The sequence below is a fragment of the Arthrobacter sp. EPSL27 genome, assembly GCF_001512305.1.
Classification (GTDB): Bacteria; Actinomycetota; Actinomycetes; order Actinomycetales; family Micrococcaceae; genus Arthrobacter.
Genome location: NZ_LNUT01000004.1, coordinates 334890 through 348270, shown reverse-complemented (window position 1 = coordinate 348270; position 13381 = coordinate 334890). Strand labels below are relative to the sequence as shown.

12 protein-coding genes and 1 tRNA gene are annotated in these 13381 nt (G+C 69.0%); 8 read left to right on the top strand and 5 right to left on the bottom strand.

Features of this window, described 5'->3' with window-relative positions; all coding sequences use genetic code 11:
• The first annotated feature begins 8 nt into the window (after positions 1–8).
• Positions 9–422 carry a hypothetical protein gene (locus AR539_RS06395; RefSeq protein ID WP_066433792.1) on the top strand — a complete coding sequence of 138 codons (414 nt, stop codon included), beginning with the start codon at positions 9–11 and terminating at the stop codon, positions 420–422.
• A 25-nt stretch (positions 423–447) separates the two neighbouring features.
• Here the strand turns inward: AR539_RS06395 and AR539_RS06390 are convergent, their stop codons facing one another.
• Positions 448–1221: a DUF998 domain-containing protein gene (locus AR539_RS06390; protein ID WP_066433786.1), complete on the bottom strand. Its 774-nt coding sequence runs from the start codon at positions 1219–1221 to the stop codon at positions 448–450.
• 86 nt (positions 1222–1307) lie between these two features.
• Here AR539_RS06390 and AR539_RS06385 point away from each other — a divergent pair.
• The 3 genes from AR539_RS06385 to AR539_RS06375 all read left to right on the top strand — a co-directional run bounded on the left by AR539_RS06385 (position 1308) and on the right by AR539_RS06375 (position 2316).
• Positions 1308–1380: transfer RNA gene (locus tag AR539_RS06385), tRNA-Arg, on the top strand.
• Position 1381: 1 nt separating this feature from the next.
• Positions 1382–1891: a DUF6314 family protein gene (locus tag AR539_RS06380; RefSeq protein ID WP_066433784.1), complete on the top strand. Its 510-nt coding sequence runs from the start codon at positions 1382–1384 to the stop codon at positions 1889–1891.
• Complete coding sequence (locus tag AR539_RS06375) at positions 1888–2316, top strand: NUDIX hydrolase (protein WP_066433781.1); 429 nt, start codon at positions 1888–1890, stop codon at positions 2314–2316. Before AR539_RS06380 ends, AR539_RS06375 begins: the two co-directional genes overlap by 4 nt.
• Here the strand turns inward: AR539_RS06375 and AR539_RS06370 are convergent.
• Both AR539_RS06370 and AR539_RS06365 read right to left on the bottom strand, forming a co-directional pair.
• Complete coding sequence (locus AR539_RS06370) at positions 2313–4226, bottom strand: ABC transporter ATP-binding protein (RefSeq protein WP_066433776.1); 1914 nt, start codon at positions 4224–4226, stop codon at positions 2313–2315. The two genes, AR539_RS06375 and AR539_RS06370, sit on opposite strands and share 4 nt — an antisense overlap.
• Positions 4223–5893 carry an ABC-F family ATP-binding cassette domain-containing protein gene (locus AR539_RS06365; protein WP_066433773.1) on the bottom strand — a complete coding sequence of 557 codons (1671 nt, stop codon included), beginning with the start codon at positions 5891–5893 and terminating at the stop codon, positions 4223–4225. The genes AR539_RS06370 and AR539_RS06365 overlap by 4 nt, the downstream gene beginning before the upstream one ends.
• 227 nt (positions 5894–6120) lie before the next feature.
• Here AR539_RS06365 and AR539_RS06360 point away from each other — a divergent pair, with 227 nt between their 5' ends.
• The 4 genes from AR539_RS06360 (at position 6121) to AR539_RS06345 (ending at position 9137) form a co-directional block, all read left to right on the top strand.
• Complete coding sequence (locus AR539_RS06360) at positions 6121–6864, top strand: hypothetical protein (RefSeq protein WP_066433768.1); 744 nt, start codon at positions 6121–6123, stop codon at positions 6862–6864.
• A gap of 8 nt (positions 6865–6872) precedes the next feature.
• A complete protein-coding gene (locus AR539_RS06355; RefSeq protein ID WP_231728509.1) occupies positions 6873–7586 on the top strand; it encodes a hypothetical protein in 714 nt (237 codons plus the stop codon).
• On the top strand, positions 7583–8305 hold the full coding sequence (locus AR539_RS06350) for a hypothetical protein (protein WP_066433763.1): 723 nt from the start codon (positions 7583–7585) through the stop codon (positions 8303–8305). Before AR539_RS06355 ends, AR539_RS06350 begins: the two co-directional genes overlap by 4 nt.
• A 97-nt stretch (positions 8306–8402) precedes the next feature.
• On the top strand, positions 8403–9137 hold the full coding sequence (locus tag AR539_RS06345) for a hypothetical protein (protein ID WP_066433761.1): 735 nt from the start codon (positions 8403–8405) through the stop codon (positions 9135–9137).
• A 181-nt stretch (positions 9138–9318) separates the two neighbouring features.
• Here AR539_RS06345 and AR539_RS06340 read toward each other — a convergent pair whose 3' ends face one another.
• Together AR539_RS06340 and fdhD are read right to left on the bottom strand one after the other, a co-directional pair.
• Positions 9319–12342 (bottom strand): alpha-mannosidase, encoded by a 3024-nt coding sequence (locus tag AR539_RS06340; RefSeq protein ID WP_066433759.1) that lies wholly within the window; start codon positions 12340–12342, stop codon positions 9319–9321.
• A gap of 102 nt (positions 12343–12444) precedes the next feature.
• The gene (gene fdhD / locus AR539_RS06335) at positions 12445–13317 is read right to left on the bottom strand and encodes a formate dehydrogenase accessory sulfurtransferase FdhD (protein ID WP_066433756.1); all 873 of its coding nucleotides are present in this window, start codon (positions 13315–13317) and stop codon (positions 12445–12447) included.
• Positions 13318–13381: the final 64 nt, after the last annotated feature.

The following is a 13381-nucleotide window of genomic DNA, read 5'->3' as shown; positions in this document are numbered from 1 at the left end:
GTCGGACCATGCGCAGAATCCTCACCGTCCTGGCCGCGGGACTGCTGGCCATGGTCCTGGCCGGCTGCGGGGCAACCCCGGGAACCCCAGCAACCTCGGACCAGGACTACGCCGCCAAGTACAAGGCGGCGGTCGAGCCGCTGGCCCACGTGGCCAGTGTGGAGGCCAGATACAAGTCCTCCAGCGGAATGGGCAGCAGCGGGAACATCTTCATGCACGCCGACACCTCGAGCCGGGACACCATGCTCGGCGTCCTGCGGGAAGCCTTTCCGGCAATCGTGGACGCCGCGGCCGGTGACCCCGAGGTGAATCTGGCGATCCAGGTCATTTCCGCGGACGGGGCCTCGGCTGTTTCGCCCGCCGATCTGGGATATTCCGGGACCGGCAACCTGACCAGCTACCGGGAATTCCTCGGCAAATAGCAGCCGCGGCCGGCCGCCGGAACGATCAGCGCGCCGCCGCGGCCCGGGCCCGCTTCACAGCGGCCCGCTGCTCCCCCATGCGCTGCGCGACCACCAGCCCGACGGCGGCCGTGCCGATGGTGATGGGGTAACCCATGAACCGCTCGAGGGTTCCGGGCTCCGCCACCTCCATGCCCGTGACGCCGCCGGTGATGAGGGCGCCCAGGGACACCAGCCCGCACGCCAGGATCAACCAGCTCAGCGGTGTCTGCCGGAGCCACACCCAGCCCAGCAGCACCAGCGCCACTGCCCCCGCGGCAAAGAACATGATGGCTCCCACCACGTGCCACGGCGAGCCCGCGTCCTCCGGAACCAGGCCCACCAGGATGGTCCCGGCCCCGGCGGCCGCGGTGAGGGCACGCGCGGTGACCGCGGCGGCCCACGTGATCCCGCGGGCCGGAACCAGCGCCGGCTGCACGCGTGGCCGCGCCGCCGTGCACAGGAGCGCCGTCCCGAGCAGCACCGCGCCCACCATCATGCCGATGCCCTGGACCACAAACGAGGCGTTCATCAGCACGTGGGCCGGCGAGCAGACGTCCCGGCCATCGAAGACCCCGCAGGTCACGGCGCCCAGGTCGCTGATGAACCCGGTGCGGCGGCTGTACGGTTCCTGCCCCGCCCACGCACCGATCACGGCGGCCTCCGCCACGAAATACTGCAGCACGCTGAGCAGCGCCAGCGCGCCCGCGAAGAACCTCGTGGACGGCAGGGCGGGAATGTAGATGATGTCCCGGGAGGGCACGTTGGCTGCGGCGGTCATGCCAAGAGCGTAGTACGCGCCCTCACCTTGTATGCTTATACCCGTGTCCAAACGGGCCGGCCCGCGGCCGGCCGGCACGGACGCCCGCCCTCGTAGCTCAGTGGATAGAGCACGGCTCTCCTAAAGCCGGTGTCGTTGGTTCGATTCCAATCGAGGGCACTTGAACCCCCAGCTCCCGGGCCCCGCCCAAGAAGAGGACCGGCACGTCGACCTCCGCGCCTACCTGCTGGGCAGCTGGACCGTGGACCGCACCCTGCTGGACAGGTCCACCGGCACCCGCGGAACCTTCACCGGCGTCGTCCGCTTCACCGCAACAGAGCACGACGGCGGCCTCCGCTTCCGCGAAGACGGCACCGTTTCCTGGGCCTCCGTCCCGGGCGGACCGGCGGGCACCCCGTTTACCGGACCCGCCAGCCGGGAGTACTTGCTCCGGCCCACGGGCGTCCCGGACACGATGGACATGAACTTTGCCGACGGCCGGCCGTTCCACCGCATGGGCTTCGGACCGCAGGACAGCTCCGACCAGCACTGGTGCGACCCCGACACCTACCGCGTGAGCTACACCCGGACGGGCCCGGACGAATTCCGCTACGAGTGGGACGTCACCGGGCCGGCCAAGGACCAGCTCCTCACCTCAGTCCTGCGCCGGATGCCGGAGACTCCGGCATGACCGGGACGAACCCGCTGATCGTTGTTTCAGCCGTCTGCGTCTTCGACCCGGAAGGCCGGCTCCTCACCGTCCGCAAACGCGGCACGGACAAGTTCATGCACCCCGGCGGCAAACCCGAGGCGGACGAGACGGCCGCCCAGACGGCAGCACGGGAACTGGCCGAGGAAGTCGGGATCGTGCTCCCGGCCGACCAGCTGGTCCTCCTGGGCGTCTGGTACGCGGACGCCGCCAACGAGGAGGCGACGCAGATCCGGGCCACGGTCTTCACCGCCCCCGGCGCCTGGCAGGCCCGGCCGTCCGCGGAGATCGCCGAGGTCCGCTGGCTGGACCTCGCCGCGGAACTGCCGGACGATCTCGCCCCGCTCCTCACCGACCACGTCCTGCCGGCGCTCTCGGCGCTGCCGGGCCAGCCCCGGAACTCCTAAAGCCCGGGAACCGCCTCCTCCGCCACGGCGCTGGCCTCGGCGAACTGGGTCCGGTACAGCTCCGCGTAGCGGCCGTCGGCGGCCAGCAGCGCGGTGTGCGTGCCGCGTTCGACAATCCTGCCGTCCTCCACCACCAGGATGGCGTCGGCGGCGCGGATGGTGGAGAGCCGGTGGGCAATCACGACGGCGGTGCGGCCCTCGAGCGCGGCACCCAGCGCCTCCTGCACTGCGGCCTCGTTGGTGGAGTCCAGGGCGGCAGTGGCCTCATCGAGGATGACGATGCGCGGCTGGGCGATGAGCAGGCGCGCAATGGTGAGTCGCTGGCGTTCGCCGCCGGAGAGCCGGTAACCGCGCTCCCCCACCACCGTGTTCAGCCCGTCCGGCAGGGACCGGATCATGTCTTCCAGCCGGGCCTGGCGCAGCACGTCCCACATGAGCTCATCGCTGGCGTCCGGGCGGGCCAGGCGCAGGTTGGCGGCGATGCTCTCGTGGAACAGGTGCCCGTCCTGGGTCACCATGCCGAGGGTGTGCCGCATGGACTCGAAGGTCAGGTCGCGGACGTCCACTCCGGTGCCCGGAACGGTTCCGCCGAAGCGCACGGCGCCGGAATCGACGTCGTACAGGCGCGAGAGCAGCTGCGCGATGGTGGACTTGCCGGCGCCCGAGGAGCCCACGAGCGCAACGGTCTGGCCACGTTCCACCCGGAAACTGATGCCGTGCAGCACCTCTTCGCCGCCGCGGGTGTCCAGGGTGGACACGTCCTCCAGCGACGCGAGCGAGACCTTGTCCGCGGACGGGTAGGAGAAGCGCACGTCGTCGAATTCCACCGACAGCGGCCCGGCCGGCGCCTGCACCGCGTCGGGCTTCTGCTCGATGAGCGGCTTGAGGTCCAGGATCTCGAAGACCCGCTCGAAACTGACCAGCGCACTCATGATTTCCACCCGGGCGTTGGACAGCGCGGTGAGCGGCGCGTAGAGGCGGGTGAGCAGCAGTGCCAGCACCACGACGTCGCCCGCGGCCAGCTGCCCCTGCAGCGCCAGGAAGCCGCCCAGGCCGTAGACCAGGGCGAGGGCCAGCGCCGAGACAAGCGTCAGGGCCGTCACGAACGTGAACTGCAGCATCGCTGTGCGGACCCCGATGTCCCGGACGCGGCCGGCCCGTGCGGCGAACTCCCGGGACTCCTCATCCGGGCGACCGAACAGCTTCACCAGGGTGGCGCCGGGGGCCGAGAAACGCTCGGTCATCTGGGTGCCCATGGAGGCGTTGTGTTCCGCGGCCTCGCGGCGCAGGTCCGCCAGCTTGGAGCCCATCCGGCGGGCGGGGATCAGGAAAATGGGCAGCAGGATCATGGCGAGCACGGTCACCAGCCAGGACTTGCCCAGCATGACCACCAGCGTCAGGGCCAGGGCCACCACGTTGCTCACCACGCCGGACAGGGTTCCGGCGAAGGCCGACTGGGCGCCGATCACGTCGTTGTTGAGCCGGCTGACCAGCGCGCCGGTGCGGGTGCGGGTGAAGAAGGCGATGGGCATCTTCTGCACGTGGTCGAAGACCCGGGTGCGCAGGTCCACAATCACGCCTTCGCCGATGGTGGAGGACAGCCAGCGGGTGACCAGCCCCAGCCCGGCCTCCGCGACCGCCACGATGGCGATCAGCACGGCCAGCCAGACCACGACGCCGGTCGCCGCGCCGGCGATGATCGCGTCCACCACCTGGCCGGCGAGCACCGGCGTCGCGACGGCCAGCACGGCCATCACGATCGACAGGAGGACGAAGGCGATCAGCTTGCCCTTGTGCGGGCGGGCGAAGCCGAACACGCGCTTCAGCGTCGCCTTGGAGAACGGCTGGGAGCCGGACGAGGCGCGGGTGATGTTGTACAGGGAGCTCCAGGCCACCCGGTCCATGCTCATGAGTTCTTGCCTTTCGGGGCGGTAGTGCCCAGCAGCTCGGTAACAACGCCGTTGTCCACATTCCAGCGCGCGTCGAGGTGCACGTTTTCCAGCAGCCGGCGGTCGTGGGTGACCAGCAGCAGCGCGCCGTCGTAACTGTCGAGGGCCTCCTCCAGCTGTTCGATCGCCGGCAGGTCCAGATGGTTGGTGGGCTCGTCGAGCACCAGCAGGTTCACGCCGCGGGCCTGCAGCAGCGCCAGCGCGGCCCGGGTCCGCTCCCCCGGCGAGAGGGAGTCCACCGGCCGCGACGTGTGGTCCGCTTTGAGCCCGAATTTTGCCAGCAGGGTCCGGACCTCCGCCGGAGGCGTTTCCGTCAGGACGGCTTCGACGGCGTCTGCCAGCTTCATGCCGCCGGCCAGCAGCCCGCGGGCCTGGTCGATCTCGCCGACCGCCACGGAGGCGCCCATGGAGGCGTTGCCGGAGTCCGGGCGCTGGACGCCCAGGAGCAGGCGGAGGAGGGTGGACTTCCCGGCGCCGTTGGGTCCGGTGATGCCGATCCGCTCCCCTGCGTTGAGCTGCAGGTTCAGCGGGCCCAGGGTGAAGTCGCCCTGGTGGACGACGGCGTCGCGCAGCGTCGCGACCACGGCGCTGGAACGCGGCGCCTGGCCGATGCTGAACTGCAGCTGCCATTCCTTCCGGGGCTCTTCGACCTCTTCGAGCCGGGCGATCCGGGATTCCATCTGGCGCACCTTCTGGCCCTGCTTCTCGGCGGACTCGGTGCTGGCGGCGCGCCGGATCTTATCGTTGTCCGGGTTTTTCTTCATGGCGTTCCGGACGCCCTGGGAGCTCCACTCGCGCTGGGTGCGGGCCCGGGAGACCAGGTCAGCCTTGGTGTTGGCGTATTCCTCGTACCGCTCACGGGCGTGCCGGCGGGCGACAGCGCGTTCCTCCAGGTAGGACTCGTAGCCGCCGTCGTAGACGGCCACGGCGTTCTGGGCGAGGTCCAGCTCCACCACGGTGGTGACGCAGCGGGCCAGGAATTCCCGGTCGTGCGAGACGAGCACCACGCCGCCGCGCAGTCCCTGCACAAACGCCTCCAGGCGGGCCAGCCCATTGAGGTCCAGGTCGTTGGTGGGTTCGTCCAGGAGCACAATGTCGAAGCGGCTGAGCAGCAACGCCGCGAGCGCCACGCGGGCGGCCTGGCCGCCGGAGAGCCCGGTCATCACCGCGTCCGGCCCGACGTCCAGGCCGAGGTCCGCCAGGACGGCGGGGATGCGTTCCTCCAGGTCGGCGGCGCCGGAGGCCATCCAGCGGTCGAATGCCAGGGAGTAGGCGTCGTCGGCTCCGGGGGCACCGCTGCCGAGGGCCTCCGCCGTGGACTCCATCTCCAGGGTGGCCTGGGCGCAGCCGGTGCGCCGTGCGATGTACCCCGCCACGGTTTCGCCGGCAATCCGCTCGTGCTCCTGGGGCAGCCAGCCCACAAACGCGTCTGCCGGGGCAAGGCTGACGGTGCCTTCCTGCGGCTGGTCCACGCCGGCCAGGAGCCGGAGCAGGGTGGACTTGCCGGCACCGTTGGCTCCAACGACGCCGACGACGTCGCCCGGGGCGACGGTCAGGGAAAGTTTGGCGAAAAGGGTCCGTTGGTCGTGCCCTCCGGAAAGGTCCTTGGCAACAAGGGTTGCAGTCATTTATCCATCCTCTCACCGCGGCCCAAACCGGCTGCCGGCGGGCCGTCCGGGCCGCCGAAAGCAGCCGGGCATGAAAGAACCCGCTGGTCCGGACTTGGGGGGTGTACGGACCAGCGGGTTCGAGCATCTAGCATAGTTGAACCAGCACGTCCCGTAAAATCAATGCAGTTCTTGCTCCACCGTACTGTCCCGGCCGCACCTCCATTCGACCCCGCAGGAAGCAATAGATGCCCTTACCCGCCAAGGCGTTCCAACTCTGGCTCCATGGCGTTGCCCCGACGGCGAGCACGGCCGACATCTGCAGGATCTCCGGGATCAAACGCACCACGCTGGCCCAGCAGCTGGTCCGCGGAAAGGTGGCGGAGACCACCCTGGTCAGCATCAGCCGGGCCCTGAAACGGAGCCCATTGGAGGACCTGGCGTGGTTTGAGAGCTATTCGGAGCTTTCGGGTGCGAAGGCCCCCACGCCAGCCGAACTGGTCAGCCAGATCGCCACCATGGACCTGCTCCGCGCGGTCATTTCCCGCTCGTCCCCGGCTTACGGCGGATACGGTGACGCCGGCAGTGCACTGACCCCGGAGCTGAGCCCCGCCCCGCACGCCACCTCGGTCCGGAACTGGGTGGATGCGATCGACGACGGCGAGCTGCGGCACCGGGTTTCCGCGGCCACCGGCGTGGCACCGCAGAACTATTCTGCGCAGCTGACTGCGAACCGGTTGTCCCCGGAACTGGCCGTCGCCACTGCCCGCGCCGCTGGCGTAGGATTCACGGGCGGACTCGTCGCCACCGGGCTGTTGACGGAGCGGGAGGCGGGCTGGGCGCCGGATGCCCGGCAACTCGCCCTGGACGCGCTCTCCGACGGCGATCTCACGGCGCTGGCCGGCGAGCGCCTGCAGTCCCTCGGCAAGACGCTGCGCCGCCAGGAGCACGAACACGAACAGACAAAAAAGATTTGGGAGAACCTCGGATGATCGCGGTCTTGCAGTGGACCACATTCGCGGTCTGCGCGATCGTGGCGATCGCCCGGATTCCCAGCGCGCTGCGCGGCGAAAACCGTTCCATTTTCGGTGTCTTCGTGCTCGCCACGGTTGGCATTCTGCTCAGCATCGATGCCAGCTACCAGGCCATCGATGCGTGGCTTGGAGCCCAGAACTACGCGAATCTAATTCTTCGCTTCGTCATCTACGGCACCGTGCTGCTGGCCGGCTACCGGATCGCCAAAGCCTTCGATGCGCCCAGGAGCATCCGGCTGATCACCGGCCCCGCCGGCAGGACGGTGCTGGCAGTCATCGGCGTCGCCACCGTGGTCCTTTTCCTGCTGGCCGATACGGCCGGGTCGGTCACGGGACTGGCCTCACTCCCGCTCCGGAGTCCTGAGAATGAGGCGCTCATCGAAGCGTATGCGGCCGCGGGCCGCCTGTACCCGGCGTTCGTGGCGGCGTGCATTATTCCCGCCACCTACCTGGCCGTCCGCCAGCGGCTGCCCATGGCCATCCGCGCCGGAGCGTTGCTGCTGACGATCGCTTTCGTCGCCATGGCCGCAGGGACGTTCTACACCCTGCTCCCCAGCGAATTCGGTGTCCTCGAAGCCGCCATCAACTACACCTCTGTGCTGTGCCTGGCGCTGGGACTGGCCCTCGTCTGGATCTCCAGCCTGCTGGCCAAGCGTGCCGTCCGGTTGGCCAGCAGATGATCGCGGTCCTGCAGTGGACCACGCTGGCGGTCTGCGCAATCGTCGCGATCGCGCGGATCCCCAGCGCGCTGCGCGGCGAGAACCGCTCCATTTTTGGTGTCTTTGTGCTCTCGACGGTGGCTGTGCTGCTGAGCATCGACGTGAGCTACCAGACCATCGACGGCTGGCTCGGTTCCCACAACTACGCGAATCTGCTGCTCCGGTTCGTTGTCTACGGGGCGGTGCTGCTGGCCGGATACCGGATCGCGAAGGCGTTCGATGCGTGCAGGAGCATCCAGTTGATCACCGGCCCGGTCGGGAAGGCGGTACTGGCAGTGATCGGCATCGCGACTGTGGTCCTCTTCCTGCTGGCCGACACCGCAGGGTCCGCCACGGGGCTGTCCGGCCTTGCGCTCCGCAGTCCGGATAATGCGGCGCTGATCACCTGGTATTCGGCGGCAGGCCGTCTCTACCCCGCGTTCGTCGCGGCGTGCATCCTTCCCGCCACCTACCTGGCCATCGGCCGCCGGCTGCCGCGGGCAGTCCGCGCGGGGGCGCTGCTGCTGACTGTCGCTTTCGCCGCCATGGCTTCCGGATTCTTCTATCCCCTCATCCCCACGCAGGCCAACTACCTCAGGGCTGTTATCAACTACACCGCCATCATGTGCCTGGCGCTGGGACTCGCCCTGGTCTGGATCTCCAGCCTGATGGCGAAGCGCAGGAACGTCCGCCGGCCATGACCACGGGTGTCCGCCATGCTGGCCTCACGAGGATGCATACTGGCTCCATCGGACAGTCATTGCGGCCGGGGCCGCCGAACGAGGAGAGACCCTGACGATGGCAACCCTTGAGTGGGCGACGCTGCTGGTGTGCTGCACCGCGCTGATCCTGCGGGTGCCGGACGCTGTGAAAGGCCGGAACAGGACCGTCTTCGGGATCCTTTTGCTGGCCACGCTGTGCAGCATGCTCGCCGTCACCCCCATCTATGAGGCGGTGGACCGCGCCCTGGGCGGACAGCACGCGACCAGCCTGATCCTGCGCTACCTCGTCTTTGCGACGGTGCTGTTGGTGGGCCTCCGCGTCACGAAGGGCCTCGCGGCGGCCAGGGGCCACGCCCTGATAGCGGGCGCGGCCGGCCGCTGGGCCCTTGCTCTCTGCAGCCTGGCGGTGCTGGCGACATTCCTGCTCATGGAGACGGCCGGCGCTCCCGCGGGGCTGCAGGTCCCGTCTGCCGCAAGCAATGCAGGGGTTGCCCCGTATTTCACGGCGGCGGGCCGCACCTACCCTGCGTTCGTGTCCCTCATCCTGGTGCCCCCGCTGGTGGCCGCAGTGAGGAGCCGGCAGCCGCGCCTGGTCCGGGCTGGTGCCCTCCTGGTCCTGCTGGGGGCCCTCTTCGCGGCCCTCAGCCTGCCGGTGGCCTTGGTCCCCGCCGACAGGGCCGGCGGGCTTGGTTTCGTCAACTATGCCGCGGTCCTTGGCTACGTCGGCGGCCTTGTCCTGTTCTGGTTCTCCGGCCTGATCGCGGCACCCTCAGGTAACGCTAAGGCAACATTACGCCGGAACCGGGACTAGGCATTCACAAAATCATTAGACCGTGAGAGAATCATGAATGTGTGAAAGCGGCAATCGCTTCGTGGACGGGGACAATCCGTGCGGAGCCGGGCAGCCGCCCTAGCGCCATTGGGGGGATGAGTGGTAGCGGTCCGGCTGGACCGCTCCCACTCAGCCTGTTTAAGGGCACATTCGCCGAATGTCAGCGGACAAACCGCAGGGACACCAGCTGGAACGGCCGCAGGGCCAGTTCCGCCGTGTCCCCGCGCAGAGTCACACCCGGCGCAGCCGCCGGCCGCTCCAGCAGGTCGACGGTGTGGACGCCGCTGGCGGCGAACCCGGCGGTGACCCGCCCCACGGAGCGCTCCCCCAGCGATTCGTACAGCCGGACGATCACGTCACCCGAACCGTCCTCGGCCAGCTTCACGGCCTCAACGACCAGGGCCGGATTGGAGACCGCGAAGAGCGGTTCCGCCCCGTGGGCGCCCTTCACCACCCGCGGTGCCAGGTTGGTGCGGTAGCCCTCCTCGACGGCGTCGGCGATGCTGGCGCCCGGCCGGATGGTGACGGTCAGTTCGTGCCGGCCGCGGTCGGCGCCGGGGTCCGGGAACTTGGGGGCGCGCAGCAGGGAGAGCCGCACGGTGGTGGTGGTCCCGCCGTCGTCCGCCCTGATGCTCCGGGTGACGTCGTGGCCGTAGGTGGACGAGTTGGAGATCGCCACCCCGTAGCCGGGCTCGGCGACGTGGAGCCACCGGTGCGCGCAGATCTCGAACTTCGCCGCTTCCCACGAGGTATTCAGGTGTGTCGGGCGGAAAACGTGGCCAAACTGGGTCTCCGACGCTGACCGGTCCGCCCGGACGTCGAGGGCGAACCCGAGTTTGAGCAGCTTTTCACTCTCCTGCCAGTCCACGGCGGTGGCGATCGTCAGGGAGTGCGCCCCCGGCGCGAGGGAGATCCGCTGTGTCACGGCCGACGTGCCGGCCAGCCGTTCCACCACCACGACGGCGTCCCCGCCGCTGCGTTCCAGCGCTACCGACCGCGCGCTGGTGAGCGGGGTGACGTTGCGGCGGTAGAACGCGTCGATGTCCCAGGCGTCCCATTCGTTGGGGGTGTCCCGGTGCAGTTCCAGGAGATTTCCGAACTGTCCGGGAGCGATCGCATCGCGGCCGCTGGCGGCGTCCACCAGGGATTCCAGCAGTCCGTCGGCATTGACGGCGGCCCGGATGATCCCGTTGTCCAGCACGTAGCCGCCGGCGGCTTCCACGGCAGCCACCGGGGGCCCTGCGGGGGCGGGGCGGTCCGCGGCGTAAGCGGCGACACCGCCGCGTTCGTGCGGCGCGGCGTTGAGCAGGAAGCTGACGTCCCCCTCCCCGAGGAGGGATCCGGCGGCACCGGCGATGATGGCCTCCAGCTGCGTGGCGACGGCGGCATAGTTCCGTTCCGCGTCCTGGTGCACCCAGGCGATGGAGCTGCCGGGGAGGATGTCGTGGAACTGCTGCAGGAGGACCAGGCGCCAGAGCCGCTTGAGCTCGGCGGCCGGATAGGTGTAGCCGGTCCTGACGGCGGCCGTGGCGCACCACAGTTCGGCTTCGCGCAGGAGGTGTTCGCTGCGCCGGTTGCCCAGTTTTGTCTTGGCCTGGCTGGTGTAGGTTCCGCGGTGCAGTTCGAGGTACAGCTCGCCGGCCCAGACCGGAAGGGCAGGGTATTCGGCCTGCGCCCGGGTGAAGAAATCGGCGGACGAGCCGATCTCCACCCGGGGCGAGCCTTCGAGGTCCGCCGTGCGGCGCGCGGCGGCGAGCATTTCACGGGTGGGTCCGCCGCCGCCGTCGCCGTAGCCGAACGGGACAAGCGAGGTGGTGCCGCGCCCGTGGTCGCGGTAGTTCCGTTCGGCATGGGCAAGTTCCCGGCCGCTGAGCTCCGAGTTGTAGCTGTCCACCGGCGGGAAATGCGTGAAGATGCGGGTCCCGTCGATCCCTTCCCAGTTGAACGTGTGGTGCGGCATCCGGTTGACCTGGTTCCAGGAGATCTTCTGGGTCAGGAACCACTTGCTGCCGGATGCCTTGACGATCTGCGGCAGTGCCGCCGAGTAGCCAAACGTGTCCGGAAGCCAGGCCTCCTGACATTCCACCCCGAACTCGTCGAGGAAAAAGCTCTTCCCCTCGAGGAACTGCCGGGCCATGGCCTCGCCGCCGGGCATGTTGGTGTCCGATTCGACCCACATGCCGCCGACGGGAACGAACTGGCCGGTTTTGACCTTTTCCCGGATCCGCCCGAACAGCTCCGGATACAGCTCCTTGATCCAGGCCAGCTGCTGGGCCGAGGAGCAGGAGAACACAAAGCCGGGGTCCTCGTCCATCAGCGCCACCACGTTGGAGAACGTACGGGCGCATTTGCGGATGGTCTCGCGGACGGGCCAGAGCCAGGCGGAGTCGATGTGCGCGTGCCCGGTGGCCAGCAGGCGGTGGGCCGAGGCGTAGGCCGGCCGGGACAGAACCCCGGCGAGCGCCTCCCGCCCGGCGGCGGCGGTCCCCGGCACGTCGTCGGGGTCCATGACGTCCAGCATGTCTTCGAGCGCGCGGAGGATTTCGTGCCGGCGGGGCAGGTTCATGGGCAGTTCGTGCATCAGGCCGTTGAGGGTCCAGATGTCCTGCTGCAGCTCCCAGACGGTCTGGTTGAGTTCAGCGATCACCATGTGGCCGAGCCGGTATTTTGGCTCCTTGCCCGCCGTCGCCTTGTCCCCGTACGGCGTGGCCGCAAACGTCCACCCCTGCGAAAGGTCGGGGTTGGCGGCAGCCTCCACGTAGAAATCGACAGCCATCCCGCTGCCCAGCAGCTTCAGCGGAATGTACTGGTTCCGCGGGGAGATGGCTTTGACGATGGTTCCGTCCGGACGCCAGGCGATGCCCTCGCACTGGAAGCCCGGAAGGTCGGTGCTGAATCCGAGGTCCACAATGATCTCCACGGAGGTGTCCGCCGCGGTGCCCCAGGCGTCGGGAACCTGCCCCTGCAGCCGCAGCCACGTGGTACTCCATGGCCGTCCCCACGCTGCCCCGTGCGCCTGCGGCGTGAACTGCTGGCGCAGGGCTTCCAGGGCCGGCACCGGTTCGTCCGGGACCTCCCAGCTGCTCAGGTCCAGCGGGACCCTGCGCGGATAGACCGCAGGGGCAATGCGTTCGCGGACGAAACGGTCGAGCCGGACTTCCGTGAGACGGCGGTCGTCATGCATGTGTTCCTCTTAGCGCTGGCGGGGATGGCGCTGGAATGTGTCCAGTCGATGGATAAAACTTACTTCGCCACCCTCCCCGATCCAAGGGGCGGGGTTCCGGCGCTATCCGCCGGCGTGTGCGGGCAGGGCCACGCGGCCGGCGCCCGCGTAGACGTTCAGCGAGGCGCCGCGGCTGAATCCGGCCAGTGTCATCCCGCTGGCCTCGGCCAGTTCGACCGCCAGGCTCGACGGCGCGCTGACCGCAGCCAGGACGGGGATGCCGGCCAGGGCGGCCTTCTGCACGAGTTCGAACGACGCGCGCCCGGAGACCTGGAGCACCGTCCCGCGCAAAGGGAGTATGCCCTCCCGGAGGGCCCAGCCCACCACCTTGTCCACGGCGTTGTGGCGTCCCACGTCCTCCCGCAGGCAGAGCAGTTCGGCGCTGCCGTCGTCGGAAATCCGGAACAGTCCGGCGGCGTGCACTCCCCCGGTGACGTCAAAGACGGCCTGGGCCTGGCGCAACTGGTCCGGGAGTGCCGCGAGGGTGGCGACGGGAACCGTCAGCGGGTCGGCAGCGGGACTGAAGTGCGAGGACTTGTGCACCGCCTCAATGGAGTCCGTGCCGCAGATGCCGCACGAGCTGGAGGTGTAGACATTCCGCCCGGTGTCAGGGCGGACGACGTCGGGCCGCAGCTGCGCCTCCACCACGTTGAAGGTCTGGACTCCGTCCTCGTCTTCCCCGGCGCAGAACCGCAGCGAGACGAGCTGCTCGGGGGTCCAGATGACCCCCTCGGAGACGAGGAAACCCGCCACCAAGTCAAAGTCGTGACCCGGGGTCCGCATGGTGACCGAGAACTGCATGCTGCCGATCCGGATTTCCAGCGGCTCCTCGACGGCGAGCACGTCCTCCCGGTGGCGGACTGGAAACTCCAGCGCCTGGGGCGACCCGTCCAAAACATACTTGTGCACCTTGCGGCGCTGTGTGACACGACCCATCAGGTACTCCTCACCATCATCTTTCCATTCTGGCAAGCGCCGGGCCGGGTGGCCAGCGCGATCG